General features: G+C 62.1%; 9 protein-coding genes. 1 reads left to right on the plus strand and 8 read right to left on the minus strand.

What is annotated here, in order from left to right; genetic code table 11:
* Nucleotides 1–36: 36 nt before the first annotated feature.
* Entirely contained in the window at nt 37–1,335 is a 1,299-nt protein-coding gene (locus tag ACD590_RS17555; RefSeq protein ID WP_018243320.1) for an adenylosuccinate synthase, read from the minus strand.
* A gap of 191 nt (nt 1,336–1,526) precedes the next feature.
* Here ACD590_RS17555 and ACD590_RS17560 point away from each other — a divergent pair, with 191 nt between their 5' ends.
* On the plus strand, nt 1,527–2,444 hold the full coding sequence (locus tag ACD590_RS17560) for a DMT family transporter (protein ID WP_439003100.1): 918 nt from the start codon (nt 1,527–1,529) through the stop codon (nt 2,442–2,444).
* A gap of 3 nt (nt 2,445–2,447) precedes the next feature.
* On the opposite strand, the gene ACD590_RS17565 is transcribed toward ACD590_RS17560, so the two are convergent.
* The 7 genes from ACD590_RS17565 to ACD590_RS17595 form a co-directional block, all read right to left on the minus strand.
* Nucleotides 2,448–3,296: a GNAT family N-acetyltransferase gene (locus tag ACD590_RS17565; protein WP_439003101.1), complete on the minus strand. Its 849-nt coding sequence runs from the start codon at nt 3,294–3,296 to the stop codon at nt 2,448–2,450.
* Nucleotides 3,297–3,677: 381 nt separating this feature from the next.
* Complete coding sequence (locus tag ACD590_RS17570; protein ID WP_247264538.1) at nt 3,678–5,495, minus strand: putative bifunctional diguanylate cyclase/phosphodiesterase; 1,818 nt, start codon at nt 5,493–5,495, stop codon at nt 3,678–3,680.
* 130 nt (nt 5,496–5,625) lie between these two features.
* A complete protein-coding gene (locus ACD590_RS17575) occupies nt 5,626–7,410 on the minus strand; it encodes an IlvD/Edd family dehydratase (protein ID WP_439020938.1) in 1,785 nt (594 codons plus the stop codon).
* A complete protein-coding gene (locus ACD590_RS17580; RefSeq protein WP_439003103.1) occupies nt 7,407–8,318 on the minus strand; it encodes an NAD(P)-dependent oxidoreductase in 912 nt (303 codons plus the stop codon). The genes ACD590_RS17575 and ACD590_RS17580 overlap by 4 nt, the downstream gene beginning before the upstream one ends.
* A 215-nt stretch (nt 8,319–8,533) precedes the next feature.
* The gene (locus ACD590_RS17585) at nt 8,534–11,734 is read right to left on the minus strand and encodes an efflux RND transporter permease subunit (protein WP_018446903.1); all 3,201 of its coding nucleotides are present in this window, start codon (nt 11,732–11,734) and stop codon (nt 8,534–8,536) included.
* A 118-nt stretch (nt 11,735–11,852) separates the two neighbouring features.
* Nucleotides 11,853–13,043, minus strand: a complete 1,191-nt coding sequence (locus ACD590_RS17590; protein WP_439003104.1) for an efflux RND transporter periplasmic adaptor subunit — start codon at nt 13,041–13,043, stop codon at nt 11,853–11,855.
* Between the two features lie 46 nt (nt 13,044–13,089).
* Nucleotides 13,090–13,902 (minus strand): alpha/beta hydrolase fold domain-containing protein, encoded by an 813-nt coding sequence (locus tag ACD590_RS17595; RefSeq protein WP_026188507.1) that lies wholly within the window; start codon nt 13,900–13,902, stop codon nt 13,090–13,092.
* Between the last annotated feature and the right edge of the window lie 105 nt (nt 13,903–14,007).

The following is a 14,007-nucleotide window of genomic DNA, read 5'->3' on the forward strand; positions in this document are numbered from 1 at the left end:
ACCCTACCGAACCATCCTCCACAGTGACCCGTGAGCTTAATCCTCAAACGGATCGGTCACAAGTATCGTATCATCCCGCTCCGGGCTGGTGGACAAGAGCGCGACAGGCGCCCCGATCAGCTCTTCGACCTGGCGAACATACTTGATCGCCTGTGCCGGCAGATCCGCCCAACTGCGGGCGCCGACGGTCGATTCCTTCCAGCCTTCCAGCGTGATGTAGATCGGTTCGACCCTAGCTTGCGCTCCCTGGCTTGCCGGAAGATGATCAATCTGTTCGCCGTCGAGCATATAGCCAACGCAGATCTTCAATTCCTCGAGACCGTCGAGCACGTCGAGCTTGGTGAGCGCGATGCCCGTGATGCCATTGGTGGCAATCGATTGGCGCACAAGTGCGGCGTCGAACCAGCCGCAGCGCCGCTTGCGTCCGGTCACCACGCCGAACTCATGACCTTTTTCGCCAAGGAACTCACCGATCGCGTCCTTCAGCTCGGTCGGGAACGGGCCTTCGCCGACGCGTGTCGTATAGGCCTTGGTGATGCCGAGGATATAGCCGAGCGAGCCGGGCCCCATGCCTGAACCGGCGGCGGCCTGACCGGCCACCGTGTTCGATGAGGTGACGAAGGGATAGGTGCCGTGATCAATGTCGAGCAGGCTGCCCTGCGCGCCTTCGAAGAGGATGCGGGAGCCCTTGCGACGCTCCTTGTCGAGGAAAAGCCAGACCGTATCACGGAAAGGCAGTACCCGATCGGCGATCGAGGTCAGTTCGTCCATGATCGCCTGGTGGCTGACTTCGGCGACACCGAGGCCGCGGCGAAGCGCGTTGTGATGCGTCAGAATACGGTCGACCTTGCCGGAAAGACTATCGAGATCGGCAAGATCCATGACGCGGATGGCGCGACGCCCGACCTTGTCTTCATAGGCCGGGCCGATGCCGCGGCGCGTCGTGCCGATCTTGGTGCCGCTGTTCGATGCGGCATCCTCGCGCATCGCGTCGAGCTCGCGGTGCAGCGACAGGATGAGCGTCGCATTGTCGGCGATACGCAGATTTTCGGGCGTGATCGTCACACCCTGACCGGCGAGCTTTTCGATCTCAGCGATCAGCGCATGCGGATCGACGACGACGCCGTTGCCGATCACCGCCATCTTGCCGGGACGCACGACGCCGGACGGCAGCAGCGAGAGCTTGTAGCTGGTGCCGTCGATGACGAGCGTGTGGCCGGCATTGTGTCCGCCCTGAAAGCGCACGACAATATCTGCACGCTCCGAAAGCCAGTCGACAATCTTGCCCTTGCCTTCGTCACCCCATTGCGAACCGACCACGACTACGTTCGTCATCCAACTCTTCCTGTTACCGGCGCGGAACCGCGCACCTGCTCAAACCCGCGCATCTATAAAGCTTTGTTTTTTGGAAAGCGACCCTGTTGTCACAGTAGATTGGGCTTTTTACGTGACAAATCAGCAGCCGACAGGCTATTTCCCCTCACAAAACGCCGCACGGCGATCGCGGAAAGACGGGAAGAACGCTATTGCAAGCCACGGCCTATATCTGCCTCGTTATCGCCACCCTTTGCTGGGGCGGCAACTCCGTCGCCGGCAAACTCGCGCTCGGGCATATCAGCCCGATGATGCTGACCTTCCTGCGCTGGTTCCTCGCCGTGGCGGTGATCGCTGTGATTTCAATACCGCAATTGCGGAAGGACTGGCCGGTGGTCAGGAAGAACCTGCCGCTGCTCCTCTTCTACGGCGTCATCGGCTACACCCTTTTCAACGCCATGCTTTACTCGGCCGTGCAATATACAACGGCGATCAACGTCGCCATTGAGCAGGCCGGCATCCCGATGCTGATCTTCCTGCTGAATTTCATGTTCTTCCGCACCGGCATCTCGCTGGCGCAATGTCTCGGCTTCGGCATGACGCTGATCGGCGTCGCTTTGACCGCCGCGCATGGTGACCTCTCAACGCTGCTGCAACTAGGCCTCAACCGCGGCGACGGGCTGATGCTGATCGCCATTGCCGCCTATTCGGTCTACACGATCTTCCTACGCTGGAAGCCGCCGCTCGACTGGCGCACGCTGATGGCGGTCCCGGCGCTCGGCGCGATGCTGACCTCGCTGCCGCTGCTCCTCTGGGAGGTCGGCCGCGGCGCTGCGCAGTGGCCGGACCAGGCCGGCTGGGTCATCACTCTCTACACGGCGATCTTCCCGTCGCTGGTCGCGCAGATCCTCTATATCAAAGGCGTCGTCGCAATCGGCGCCAACCGGGCCGGCCTCTTCATCAATCTCGTGCCGGTGTTCGGAACGCTGCTCTCCGTCGCCCTGATCGGGGAGAGGCTGCAGTCCTTCCATGTGATCGCGCTGGTGCTGACCTTGGGCGGCATCGCGATCGCCGAAAAGGGCCGTCCGAAAGCGTCGGCACAGACCGTGCCCGCCTCACCTATGGATTAGAGCCTAACCGAGTTCCAACGTTGTCACGCCGAAGACGTGCTTCAGCGGGATGGCCGGCGCCGGCCCGCGATACATGCGCGTCGTCTCGAACACCGGTTGAAGGCCGAGGCCTTCGGCAAGCGCGACCGCCTCGTGGTTCGCCGTGGGAATGTCGATGAAGACCGCGGCCCCCTTCGCCTCCGGGATCAATTCGGCAAGCAACGCTGCGGCGCTATCGGCATCATTGGCAAAGAGCGGGCCGATCTTGTAGCCCTCGTAGCAGCGGCGGATCGTGCCGTAGCCGCGGATCTTACCGCTCTTGCGCACCACCGCCGAACGGCGGCCCTTACGGCCGGTGCACCAGGAGGTGAGGAAGGCATCCCGCGGCTGCGGAAAGATCGCCGAATCATAGCGCTGCAGGCCTTCGAGACGTGAATCCAGCACCGACTGCGCGACAAGCGTCGAGACAGGCAGGGAGCTGGCGACCCCGCCGTAGCGAATGGTGGAATAGGCGGGTTCGAAGCCGGCCTTGCGGTAGTTTTCCTGCTGTGCGGCGACACCGTCGAGACCGATCGTGCGGTGTCCCGCGCTGGCGATGCCCGCCTCCCAGATCGCCTTGCCGTAACCCTTGCCGCGGAAATCAGGATGGACGATGTAGAGGCCCAGGAAGGCGAAACTCTCGCCATATTTGACGACCGAGATCGAACCGACGGGGACTTCACCGATCGAGCCGACGAAAAATCCTGACGGATCAGCCTCGAGGAACGCAAGCGAATCGTCAAGGCCCGGGTTCCAGCCCTCCTGACGCGCCCATTCGAGCACGAGTTCCAGTTCGCCGGGCCGCATCGAACGAACGGCAAATTCCGAATTCATGCGACTTTCCTAGATTGAATGTCCCGCAAGTCCATCCCGGCAAAGGCAAAGCAATTGTCAGGTCCCAGTTCCCCGATTGCACCTGCGAATGATGGAGAGCCGCGCTCATGGACTTGACGACGCGTATAATCATTTTTCGATGCAATGCAGAAATCTTCGTTTCCGAATTACCATGAAACAATGCCGTTGCAAGCTCAAGAAAATTACTTGTGCGCCAATTATCTTCCTGCTGATGCAAATAAAACGCCGCGCCGAAAAGATATCGCCTGCCAAGTTGAAAGGCGAGGAAAGCATTTCGGCCGAAATCTCCTCCGCGACGTGGCAAAGGCGCCGTTGAAAACGGCGGCGACCACGGTCGCCCGCGAACGGATCACCGACCGTTCAGCCGCCCATTGCGGTCTTCTGCTTTTCGATCCCGCTCGCCATCGATGAGAAAAGACGGTCTGTATCTGCCGCCGGTGCGGGATAACCGAACGCATAACCCTGCAGGCCGTCGCAGCCGAGCTGCGCCAGCACGACGGCATGCGCCTCGGTCTCGATGCCCTCGGCGATCACCTCGACATCAAGCGCCTTGGCGATTTCCACGATCGAACCCACCACGCGCCGCTGCTCGGCCGAGTTGACGACCTCGGTGACGAGCTGCCGGTCGATCTTCAGCCTCTTCGGCCGCAGCTTGACGAGACCGATGAGCGAGGCATGGCCCGATCCGAAGTCGTCGATCTCGATGTCGATGCCCATCTGTTTGATATCGCCGATATGATCGAGCAGTTTTTCGTCGCTGTCGTCGAGGAAAATCGTCTCAACCAGTTCGAAGACGATCACGCCAGGCGGGATGTCGAGTTTCCTCAGCTTGTCGAGCAACGCCGGATCGGCAAGCCGCGAGGCGGAAATATTGACAGCGATGCGCGGAACCGCAAGGCCGCGCAACAGCCAGAATAGCCGGTCTTCGAGAGCGCTTTTGAGGATCGCCGCGTCGATCTCCGCCGCAAGTCCGTGCTCGTCGGCGATTTTCAGGAATACCCCTGGGGCGAGCACGCCCTTCTCGGGATGTTTCCAGCGCGCCAACGCCTCGAAGCCGATGACTTCCCGCGTCCGGGCGTCGAGCTGCACCTGATAATAGGGAAGGATCTCGCCGCGCTCCAGCCCGAGCTTCAGCTCTTCGGCGAGGCGACGCTTGGAGCGCAGATCCTCCTGCAATTGCCGCGTGAAAAATTCGACGCGGTTCCGTCCGAGCTTCTTGGCCTGGTAGAGCGCCAGGTCGGATTCGGCCAGCAGGTTGCGCGCCCGCCGATCGCCGCTCCAGGAAACGCCGATCGAGGCGCCGGATTGCAGCATCTCCTGGCCGAAACGGATTTTCTTCCGCAGCCGTCGCTGGACATCCTCGGTGATCAGCCTCAGCTCAGTGAGATCGGTAAAATTGACCAGCACGATGACGAATTCATCGCCGCCGACGCGGGCGACCATGCCATTTGCAGGAATGGCAGCGGTGATTCGAAGGGCTGCTGCCCTGAGCACTGCGTCGCCTGCCGCATGACCGTGGCTGTCGTTGATCTGCTTGAACTGGTCGAGGTCGAGATGCAGCACCGCGAGCGTCGTGATGCTCTTGTCGGCCGGCAGCTCCGCCAGCCGCTTGTCGAGAAGGCGCCGGTTCGGCAAGCCGGTGAGATAGTCGTGATCGGCGACATGCTCGATGCGGGCATTGCTTTCCTCAAGCGCCAGCGCCCTCGCCTCGGCCACCACCTTCTGCCGCGCCAGTTCCGCGTTGAGCATTACGTCGGCAGTCACATCCCATTCGGCGCCAATGAAGGAGGGCAGACCTTCCGCATCGACATAGAAATGCGCGCGCGAACGCAAATGACGGATTTCGCCGCTCGGCAGCACGATACGGAATTGTGAGTTATAGGCGCCGCGCGTCGCGATTGCCTGCTCGAAGTCGCTTTCGGCCCGGTCACGATCATCGGGATGGATGGCATTCGACCAAAGCGAAGCCGGCACAAGACGATACGTCTCGCCGGTCTCATAGAGACGATGCATTTGCGCATCCCACAAGATCCCGTCCTGCTCGATGCTATGCTCCCAGACACCAATCTGGGATGCATCGAGAGCGAGTTCGAGCCGACGCAGAAGATCCTGAAACTCTCGTTCGGATCGTGTGGCTTTGTTCTCTGGCAACGCGGTCCCAGCCTTAGAAGCTTGTATAACGGCAATATGGTCTCAAGCCGGCATTAATGAATGCCTTGTCCTAGTGACCGAACTAGTGACTAGGTGAACTGTTCGTTACGACTTCCCCTTTTGGATCAAGGGGCTTGCAGTCTTTAGCAACTCAAGTTCAATGATTGTGCCGCGGCGGGTTTTTCGCAATCCGACGAAATTCCGTCGCCCCCTCCAGCACCGCGCCGTCCGACAATTGCGTCACCGAGCGGCGATAGATCTGCTGCCACGGCGTCGCATCCGCCGGCACGGGCGGGATGCCGTCGCTCTTGCGCCGTTCGATCTCTGCGTCATCGACCAGCATGTCGCAGCGCCCGTGGTTGAAGTCGATGCGGATGATATCCCCGCTACGAAGCCAGGCGAGGCCGCCGCCGGCGGCACTTTCCGGTGAGGCGTTGAGGATCGAGGGACTGTCGGCCGTGCCCGATTGGCGGCCGTCGCCGATCGTCGGCAGGCTGCGGATGCCGCGCTTCAGGAGATGATCCGGCGGCTGCATATTGACGACCTCAGCCGAACCAGGCCAGCCGATCGGCCCGGCGCCCCGGATAACGAGGATGGTGTTTTCGTCGATGCCGAGTTCGGGATCGTTGATGCGCTTGTGATAGTCCTCGGAACCGTCGAAAACCACCGCTTTGCCCTTGAAGACGCCCTCATGCCCGGGTTCTTCAAGGTATCGCCGGCGGAAATCCTCCGAGACCACACTCATCTTCATGATCGCGAAATCGAAGAGATTGCCTTTGAGCACGAGGAAGCCCGCCCGCTCCTTCAGCGGCTCAGCGAACGGCTTGATGACCTCGCGGTCGCGCGCTTCCTTGCCCTGTAGGTTCTCGGCTATCGTCCTGCCCGTCACCGTACGACAGTTGCCATCGAGCTTTCCGGCCTGCAGCAGTTCCCACATGATCGCCGGCGTACCGCCGGCGCGATGGAAGCGCTCGCCGAGATAGGCGCCGGCCGGCTGGACATTGGCCAGCAGCGGGATATCGAAACCATGCACCTGCCAGTCGTCGGGATGGAGTTCGACGCCGGCGTGCTTCGCCATCGCCGCCAGATGCGGCTGCGCGTTGGTCGAGCCGCCGATCGCCGAATTGGTGCGGATCGCATTCAGGAAAGCCTCGCGCGTCAGGATATCCGACGGCTTCAGATCCTCGAACACGATTTCGACGGCGCGCCGCCCGGTACGGTAGGCCATCTGGCCGCGTTCGCGGTAAGCGGCCGGAATGGCGCCACAGCCGGTCAACGAAAGGCCGAGCGCCTCGGCCAGCGCATTCATCGTTGAAGCTGTACCCATCGTATTGCAGTGACCGACGGAAGGCGCAGAATCGAGCGCCGCCTGAAGAAACTCTTCCCGATCGATCTCGCCTGCCGCATATTTCCGCCGCATCCGCCAGATCACCGTGCCGGAGCCCGCCAGCTCTCCCTCATGCCAGCCGTCAAGCATCGGCCCACCGGAGAGCACGATCGCCGGAATATCGACCGTCGAAGCAGCCATGATCGCCGAAGGCGTGGTCTTGTCGCAGCCGGTGGTCAGCACGACACCGTCGAGCGGATAACCGTAGAGGATTTCGACGAGGCCGAGATAGGCTAGATTGCGGTCCAGTGCCGCCGTGGGGCGCTTGCAGTTCTCGAAGATCGGATGCGTCGGAAACTCGATCGGAATGCCGCCGGCATCGCGAATGCCGTCGCGCACGCGCTTGGCAAGCTCGACATGCACCCTGTTGCAGGGCGTGAGATCGCTGCCGCTCTGCGCAATCCCGATGATCGGCTTGCCGGAGCGCAGCTCTTCCGGCGTGATGCCGTAATTCATGAAGCGCTCGAGATAGAGCGCTGCCATGTCGATATGATCGGGATTGTCAAACCAGTCCTGCGAACGCAGGCGCCGCTTCGGCGAATGGCTGTCCGTCACTTCTTTCCTCCCGGCCGGGCATTCTTCTCTTCGAGATGGAGGAGCAGGGCGCTGTGATCCTTTTCGCCATTGCCATTGGCGACGAATTCGCTGAATTCGGCGTGCACCGCCGCCGTCAGCGGCAGCGTCAGCGACAGGGTCTTGGCCGCCTCCATGGCGGCGTTCAGATCCTTCAGCTGATTGCTGGACGAACCGCCTGGAGTAAACTGCCGTTCGACCATGCGCTTGCCGTGCAGCTCCAGGATACGGCTCTCGGCAAAGCCGCCGCGAATGGCGTCTCGGAAGGCCGCCGGCGAGCCGCCGCCCGCTTCGATCAGCATCATCGCTTCGGCGACGGCGCCGATCGTCACCGCGACGATCTGCTGGTTGGCGAGCTTGGCAAGCTGGCCTGCCCCGCTTGGACCGACGCGGGTCACCCGCCCCATCGGGGCAAAGACATCCGCAAGCCGGTCGATCACGCCTTCGTCGCCGCCCGCCATAATCGCCAGCGTACCGGCCTCCGCCCCGACGACGCCGCCCGATACCGGCGCATCGACGTGATCGACGCTGCGGTCGGCAAGCCTCGCCGAATGATCGCGGGCAAAATGCGGGGCAATCGAACTCATGTCGATGACGGCAACGCCAGGCGTCATCGCATCGGCCGCTCCGCGGTCGAACAACACGCCCTTCACCGCCTCGGCGTTGGTCAGCATGGTGATGACGACATCGGCGCCTGCAACGGCATCCGCCGGTGTTTCCGCGCGAACCGCGCCATCTCCCGCAAGCGCCTCGGCCTTGCCGGGATCGCGATTCCAGACGGTGACTGCAAAACCCGCGCCGAGCAGCCGGCGAGCCATCGGCGCTCCCATCAGGCCGGTGCCGAGAAAGGCGATCCGCCTGCCCTCATCACCTTTTCTCGAACCTGTCATTCAGTCCTCCCAACTGTTGTCCGTCTTTGATAGTCCCCTCGCCCACCGTTGCAAACCGTTTTGACGGACGTAACGCATTTTTGTGGTGTGTCCTTAGATGCGGATGATGTCGTCCCAAAACCGCGCACAGTATTCGGCATCATGCTCTGAAAACGATACGGGCGAGAACCGAAGTTCCCGCCCGATTTACTCGACAAAGGAAGGTTGAATTCCGTTTATTCCGCCGCGAGCCGGATGACCTCCGCCTCTTCTTCCTTGTGTTCGTCCGGCTTGTGCTGGACGAGCGGACGGTTGCCCGTCAGCCGCCGCAGCAGCACGTAGAAGACAGGCGTCATGAAGATGCCGAAGAAGGTCACGCCGATCATGCCGGAGAAGACCGCGACACCCATCGCCGCGCGCATCTCCGCGCCGGCGCCTGTAGAGACGACGAGCGGCACGACACCCATGATGAAGGCGAGCGAGGTCATGAGGATCGGGCGAAGGCGAAGGCGGCTGGCCTCGATCGCGGCCTCCCGCGGTGTTCTTCCCTCGAACTCCAGTTCGCGGGCGAATTCCACGATAAGGATCGCGTTCTTCGCTGATAGACCGACAAGCACCACGAGACCGATCTGAGTGAAGATGTTGTTGTCTCCACCGGTGAGCCAGACGCCGGTCAGCGCGGCCAGCACGCCCATCGGCACGATCATGATGATCGCAAGCGGCAGCGTCAGGCTTTCATACTGGGCGGCCAGCACCAGGAAGACCAGCAGCAGCGCCAGGGGGAAGACCACGATGCTCGAATTGCCGGCGAGAATTTGCTGATAGGTCAGATCCGTCCATTCGAAGTCGATGCCGGCAGGCAAGGTCTCGTGAAGAATCTTCTCGATTGCCGCCTGCGCCTGGCCGGACGAGAAGCCCGGTGCCGGACCGCCGTTGATGTCGGCAGCGAGGAAGCCGTTGTAGCGGTTCGCACGCTCCGGACCGGTGCTCGGCTCCACCTTCAGGAGGGCCGAAAGCGGGATCATCTCACCCGATGCCGAGCGGACCTTCAACTGGCCGATATCTTCCGGCTGGGCGCGGAATTTCGCATCGGCCTGCACGCGGACGCTGTAGGTGCGGCCGAAAGCGTTGAAGTCGTTCACATAGAGCGAACCGAGGTAGATCTGCAGCGTCTGGAAGACGTCGGTGACGGAAACCCCAAGCTGCTCGGCCTTGGCACGGTCGAGATCGGCATAGAGCTGCGGCACGTTGATCTGGAAGCTGGAGAACAGCCCGGCGAGTTCAGGCGTCTGGTAAGCCTTTGCAAGCACTGCCTTGGTTGCCTCGTCGAGCGCCTGGTTGCCGAGGCCCGCACGATCCTCGATCTGCAGCTTGAAGCCGCCCGTCGTGCCGAGACCATTGACCGGCGGCGGCGGGAACATGGCGATGAAGGCATCCTGGATGACGCCGAACTTCTGGTTCAGCGCCATGGCGATTGCGCCGCCCGAGAGATCTGGCGTCTTGCGCTCCTCGAAGTCCTTCAGCGTCACAAAGACGATGCCGGCATTCGAGGAGTTGGTGAAGCCGTTGATCGACAGGCCCGGAAAGGCGATCGCATTGGCAACACCCGGCTGCGCCAGCGCGATGTCGGTCATGCGCTTGATGACGTCTTCCGTGCGGTCGAGGCTTGCGGCATCCGGCAACTGGGCGAAGCCGATCAGATACTGCTTGTCCTGCGACGGCACGAAGCCGCCGGGAACCGAGCTGAACAGACTGTAGGTCGCACCGACCAGTGCCAGATAGATCACCATGACAATGCTCTTGCGCGACAAGAGACCACCCACGCCCTTGCCGTAGGCATTCGAGCCCGCGCCGAAGACACGGTTGAAACCGCGGAAGAACCAACCGAAGATGGCGTCCATGAACCGCGTCAGCCAGTCCTTCGGCTGATCATGGCCCTTCAGGAGAAGGGCTGCCAACGCCGGAGACAGGGTGAGCGAGTTGAAGGCCGAGATGACGGTCGAGATTGCGATCGTCAGCGCGAACTGGCGATAAAACTGCCCCGACAGGCCGGAGATGAAAGCGAGCGGCACGAAGACCGCGACGAGGACCAGCGCGATCGCGACGATCGGACCGGAGACTTCCTTCATCGCCTTGTAGGTGGCAGCCCGTGGCGACAGGCCATGTTCGATATTACGCTCGACGTTTTCGACCACCACGATCGCGTCGTCAACGACGATACCGATCGCGAGCACCAGGCCGAACAGACTGAGCGCGTTGATCGAGAAGCCGAAGACATACATGACTGCGAAGGTGCCGATGATTGACACCGGAACCGCGATCAGCGGGATGATCGAGGCGCGCCACGTCTGCAGGAACAGGATGACGACGAGGACGACGAGCGCAATGGCCTCGAGCAGCGTGTCGATAACCTTCTCGATCGAGGCGCGCACGAATTTCGTCGTATCGTAGACGATCTCGTACTTGACGCCCTCAGGCATGGCGAGCTGCAACTGATCCATGGTCGCATTCACATTGTCCGCGATCTCGATCGCGTTCGAACCCGGCGCCTGCAGGACAGCAACGGCGACGGCCGGCTTGCCGTCGAGCAGCGAACGCAGGGTGTAGTCCGCAGCACCGAGCTCGATGCGGGCGACATCGCGAAGGCGGGTGATCTCGCCACTGGCGCCCGTCTTGACGATGATGTTGCCAAATTCCTCAGGCGTGCGCAGGCGGCCCTGGGCATTCACGTTGAGCTGCAGATCCACGCCCGGCTGGCTCGGCGACGCGCCGATGATACCGGCGGCGGCCTGAATGTTCTGGGAGCTGATCGCGCTGCTGATGTCGCTGGCGGCAAGATTGTGCTCGGCGGCCTTCTGCGGGTCGATCCAGACACGCATGGAATAGTCGCCGGCGCCGAAGACCTGTACCTGACCGACGCCTGCAATGCGGGCGAGACGATCCTTGACGTTCAAGGTCGCGTAGTTGCGAAGATAGGTGATGTCGTGATTGTCCCCGTCGGAGACGAGGTTGACCACCATGATGAAGTTGGGTGAACTCTTGACTGTCGTGATGCCGAGCGCGCGGACTTCCGCCGGCAGGCGCGGTTCGGCCTGCGAAACGCGGTTCTGCACGAGCTGCTGTGCCTTGTCAGGGTCGGTGCCGAGCTTGAAGGTGACGGTGACGTTGAGCACCCCGTCCGATGTCGCCTGGCTGGCCATGTAGAGCATGCCTTCGACGCCGTTGATCTGCTCTTCGAGCGGCGTTGCCACCGTTTCGGCGATGACCGACGGGTTGGCGCCGGGATAGGTGGCGCGCACGACGATCGACGGCGGCACGACCTCCGGATATTCGGAAATCGGCAGCGCGCGCAGGCCGATCAGGCCGGCAACCAGGATGAGGACCGAAAGAACGCCGGCAAAGACCGGGCGGTCGACAAAGAATCTGGAGATGTTCATATCAAAGCCCTCTCCGGGGTGAACATGGATGCAACGTCCCTCTCCGGCGGTTTGGGAGCCGCCGGCGGGTCATATCATTTCGGGTATTGGCCTTCCCCCGGAGGGGAAGGCAAAGTCTTTACTGCGCGGTCGCGACCTTCTCTTCCATCTGAGGTGCGACGACTGCACCTGGACGGATGCGCTGCAGACCGTTGACGACGATCTTTTCGCCGACGTTGAGGCCGCTTTCGACTACACGCTGGCCGTCAGCCAGCGTGCCGAGCTGGACCTGCCGATAGGCGACCTTGTTCTCACCATCGACGACGAAGACGAACTTCTTGTCCTGGTCCGTGCCGACGGCACGGTCGCTGATGACGATCTTGTTCTCGGCCTTCGGCTGGCCCATGCGCACCCGCACGAACTGGCCGGGGATGAGACGCCCGCCCGGATTATCGAAGACGGCGCGCACGCCGATCGTACCGCTTGATGCATCGACCTCGTTGTCGATCAGTTGCAGCTTGCCCTTGATCGGCGTGCCACTGTCGGTCAGCGTGCCGACCTCGACCGGAATCTGCTCGACGGCAGGCAGGGCGCTATCCGTCTGCGGAAGCTGGGCAAGCGCGCGCGTCACCATCTCTTCGCTGGCATTGAAGCTCGCATAGATCGGATCGACAGAAACGAGCGTCGTCAGCGCCGGCGAAGTCGAACCGGCCGCGACGAGGTTACCGGCGGTCACCTCGATCTTGCCGATGCGGCCGGAAACCGGAGCCCGCACTTCAGTATAATCGAGATCGAGCTGGGCCGACTGCAGGGCAGCTTGCGCCGAACGCAGCCCCGCCTGAGCCTCGGCCAGCGAACTCTGGCGCTGATCGAGATCGCTCTGGGAGATGGTGCGGTTGTCGGAAAGCCTGCGGCCGCGGTCGAGTTCGGTCTGCGCCAGGCTGACCTTGGCTTCGGCCGAAGCGACCTGGCCTTGCGCCTGCGCCACGCTCGCCTGGTAGGGGGCCGGGTCGATGGTGAAGAGCAGGTCGCCCTGCTTCACCAACGCCCCTTCGCGGAAAGCCACCGACAGGATGGCGCCGGCGACACGGGAACGCACCTGCACACGGTCGACCGCTTCCAGACGGCCGGAGAAATTCTCCCAGGCCGTCACATCGCGCGCCGCAACGACGGCAACCGTCACCGGCACAGCGGGAGCCTGTGCAGGGGCGGAGGCGGCCGTGGCGGTCGTGCTCATCGGCAGTTGGAAAAACAATGCGGCGCCGGAAACTGACGCAACAAGGCCTATGCCGGCGCCCACAAGGGCCCAGCGCTTCTTTCTGGACGTCATCGGTACTCTCCTTGCGGCTCAAGGCCGCCGAAATATCAGGTCTTCTTCAATGCAATTGCGGTTGAACGCTTACGTCCCGAAGGAAGCTTCCGAAATGGCGGCTGACGTTTTCCTGCCAGTCCGGCGCTCCGTCGGATTTCCCACCATAAATCGAGGGCCAGCCCGTCCCGGCGGGAAGGACATGCTGACGCACACCGACGCCGGCCTGTTTCAGGCGGGCACCGTAACCAATTGTCTCGTCGTGCAGAGGATCGTCCTCCGCAGTGAATATCAGCGCCGGCGCGACGCCCGAAATACGCGAACAGAGGCAAGGCGCCGCATAAGGGTGGCAACCGCCGCCGCTCAGATAGTGGCTCCAGCCCTCCGTCCAGCGTTGGCGCATGCCGATGGCTTCGGCCTTGCGGATCGAGGACGTGCCCATGAAGGGATCGAGCAGCGGCGAAATCAGGACCTGGCCGTCGAGCGCGTCCGGCATCTGGTCGCGCGCCTTCAGCGCCACGCCGGCGGCAACATTGCCGCCTGCTTCTTCGCCGGCGACGAAAAGCAGCGACTTGCGGTCGCCAAGACCGGCGCGTTTGTTGGCGAGATAGGTGAAAACGGAGAAGGAGACTTCCAACGCTTGCGGGAATATGTTGCCGGACAGGCTGCTGTAATCGGCAGCAACGACGATCGCGCCGGCCTTGGCGAGACTCATCGCTACCGGCCGGTCGACATTCTTGTCGCTGTCCAGAAATGCGCCGCCATGCAGGTAAAGCACGATCGGCGGACCCTTGCCGTAATCGGCGCCCTGGTAGATGCGTGCGGAAACGGGGCCGATGGCCACCTTGTCCAGCATCATATCTTTCCATTCCACCGTCATGCTTCCGGTCTCTTTTGCATCGGCCACAAGCAGACAACGCCTGCCGCTTGCATTTTCTACAAAAAAGATATTGTTATTCCAACCAAGGAATAAGAAGCTATATCG

The sequence above is a fragment of the Rhizobium sp. 862_C5_N1_2 genome, from assembly GCF_051811205.1.
GTDB classification, from domain to species: domain Bacteria; phylum Pseudomonadota; class Alphaproteobacteria; order Rhizobiales; family Rhizobiaceae; genus Rhizobium; species Rhizobium leguminosarum.

Excerpts from the sequence above, each read along its gene's own strand:
- ACD590_RS17565 (WP_439003101.1), bottom strand. The coding sequence starts at position 3,296 with ATGAATTCGGAATTTGCCGTTCGTTCGATGCGGCCCGGCGAACTGGAA.
- ACD590_RS17580 (WP_439003103.1), bottom strand. The coding sequence starts at position 8,318 with ATGACAGGTTCGAGAAAAGGTGATGAGGGCAGGCGGATCGCCTTTCTC.
- ACD590_RS17595 (WP_026188507.1), bottom strand. The coding sequence starts at position 13,902 with ATGACGGTGGAATGGAAAGATATGATGCTGGACAAGGTGGCCATCGGC.
- ACD590_RS17590 (WP_439003104.1), bottom strand. The coding sequence starts at position 13,043 with ATGACGTCCAGAAAGAAGCGCTGGGCCCTTGTGGGCGCCGGCATAGGC.
- ACD590_RS17555 (WP_018243320.1), bottom strand. The coding sequence starts at position 1,335 with ATGACGAACGTAGTCGTGGTCGGTTCGCAATGGGGTGACGAAGGCAAG.
- ACD590_RS17585 (WP_018446903.1), bottom strand. The coding sequence starts at position 11,734 with ATGAACATCTCCAGATTCTTTGTCGACCGCCCGGTCTTTGCCGGCGTT.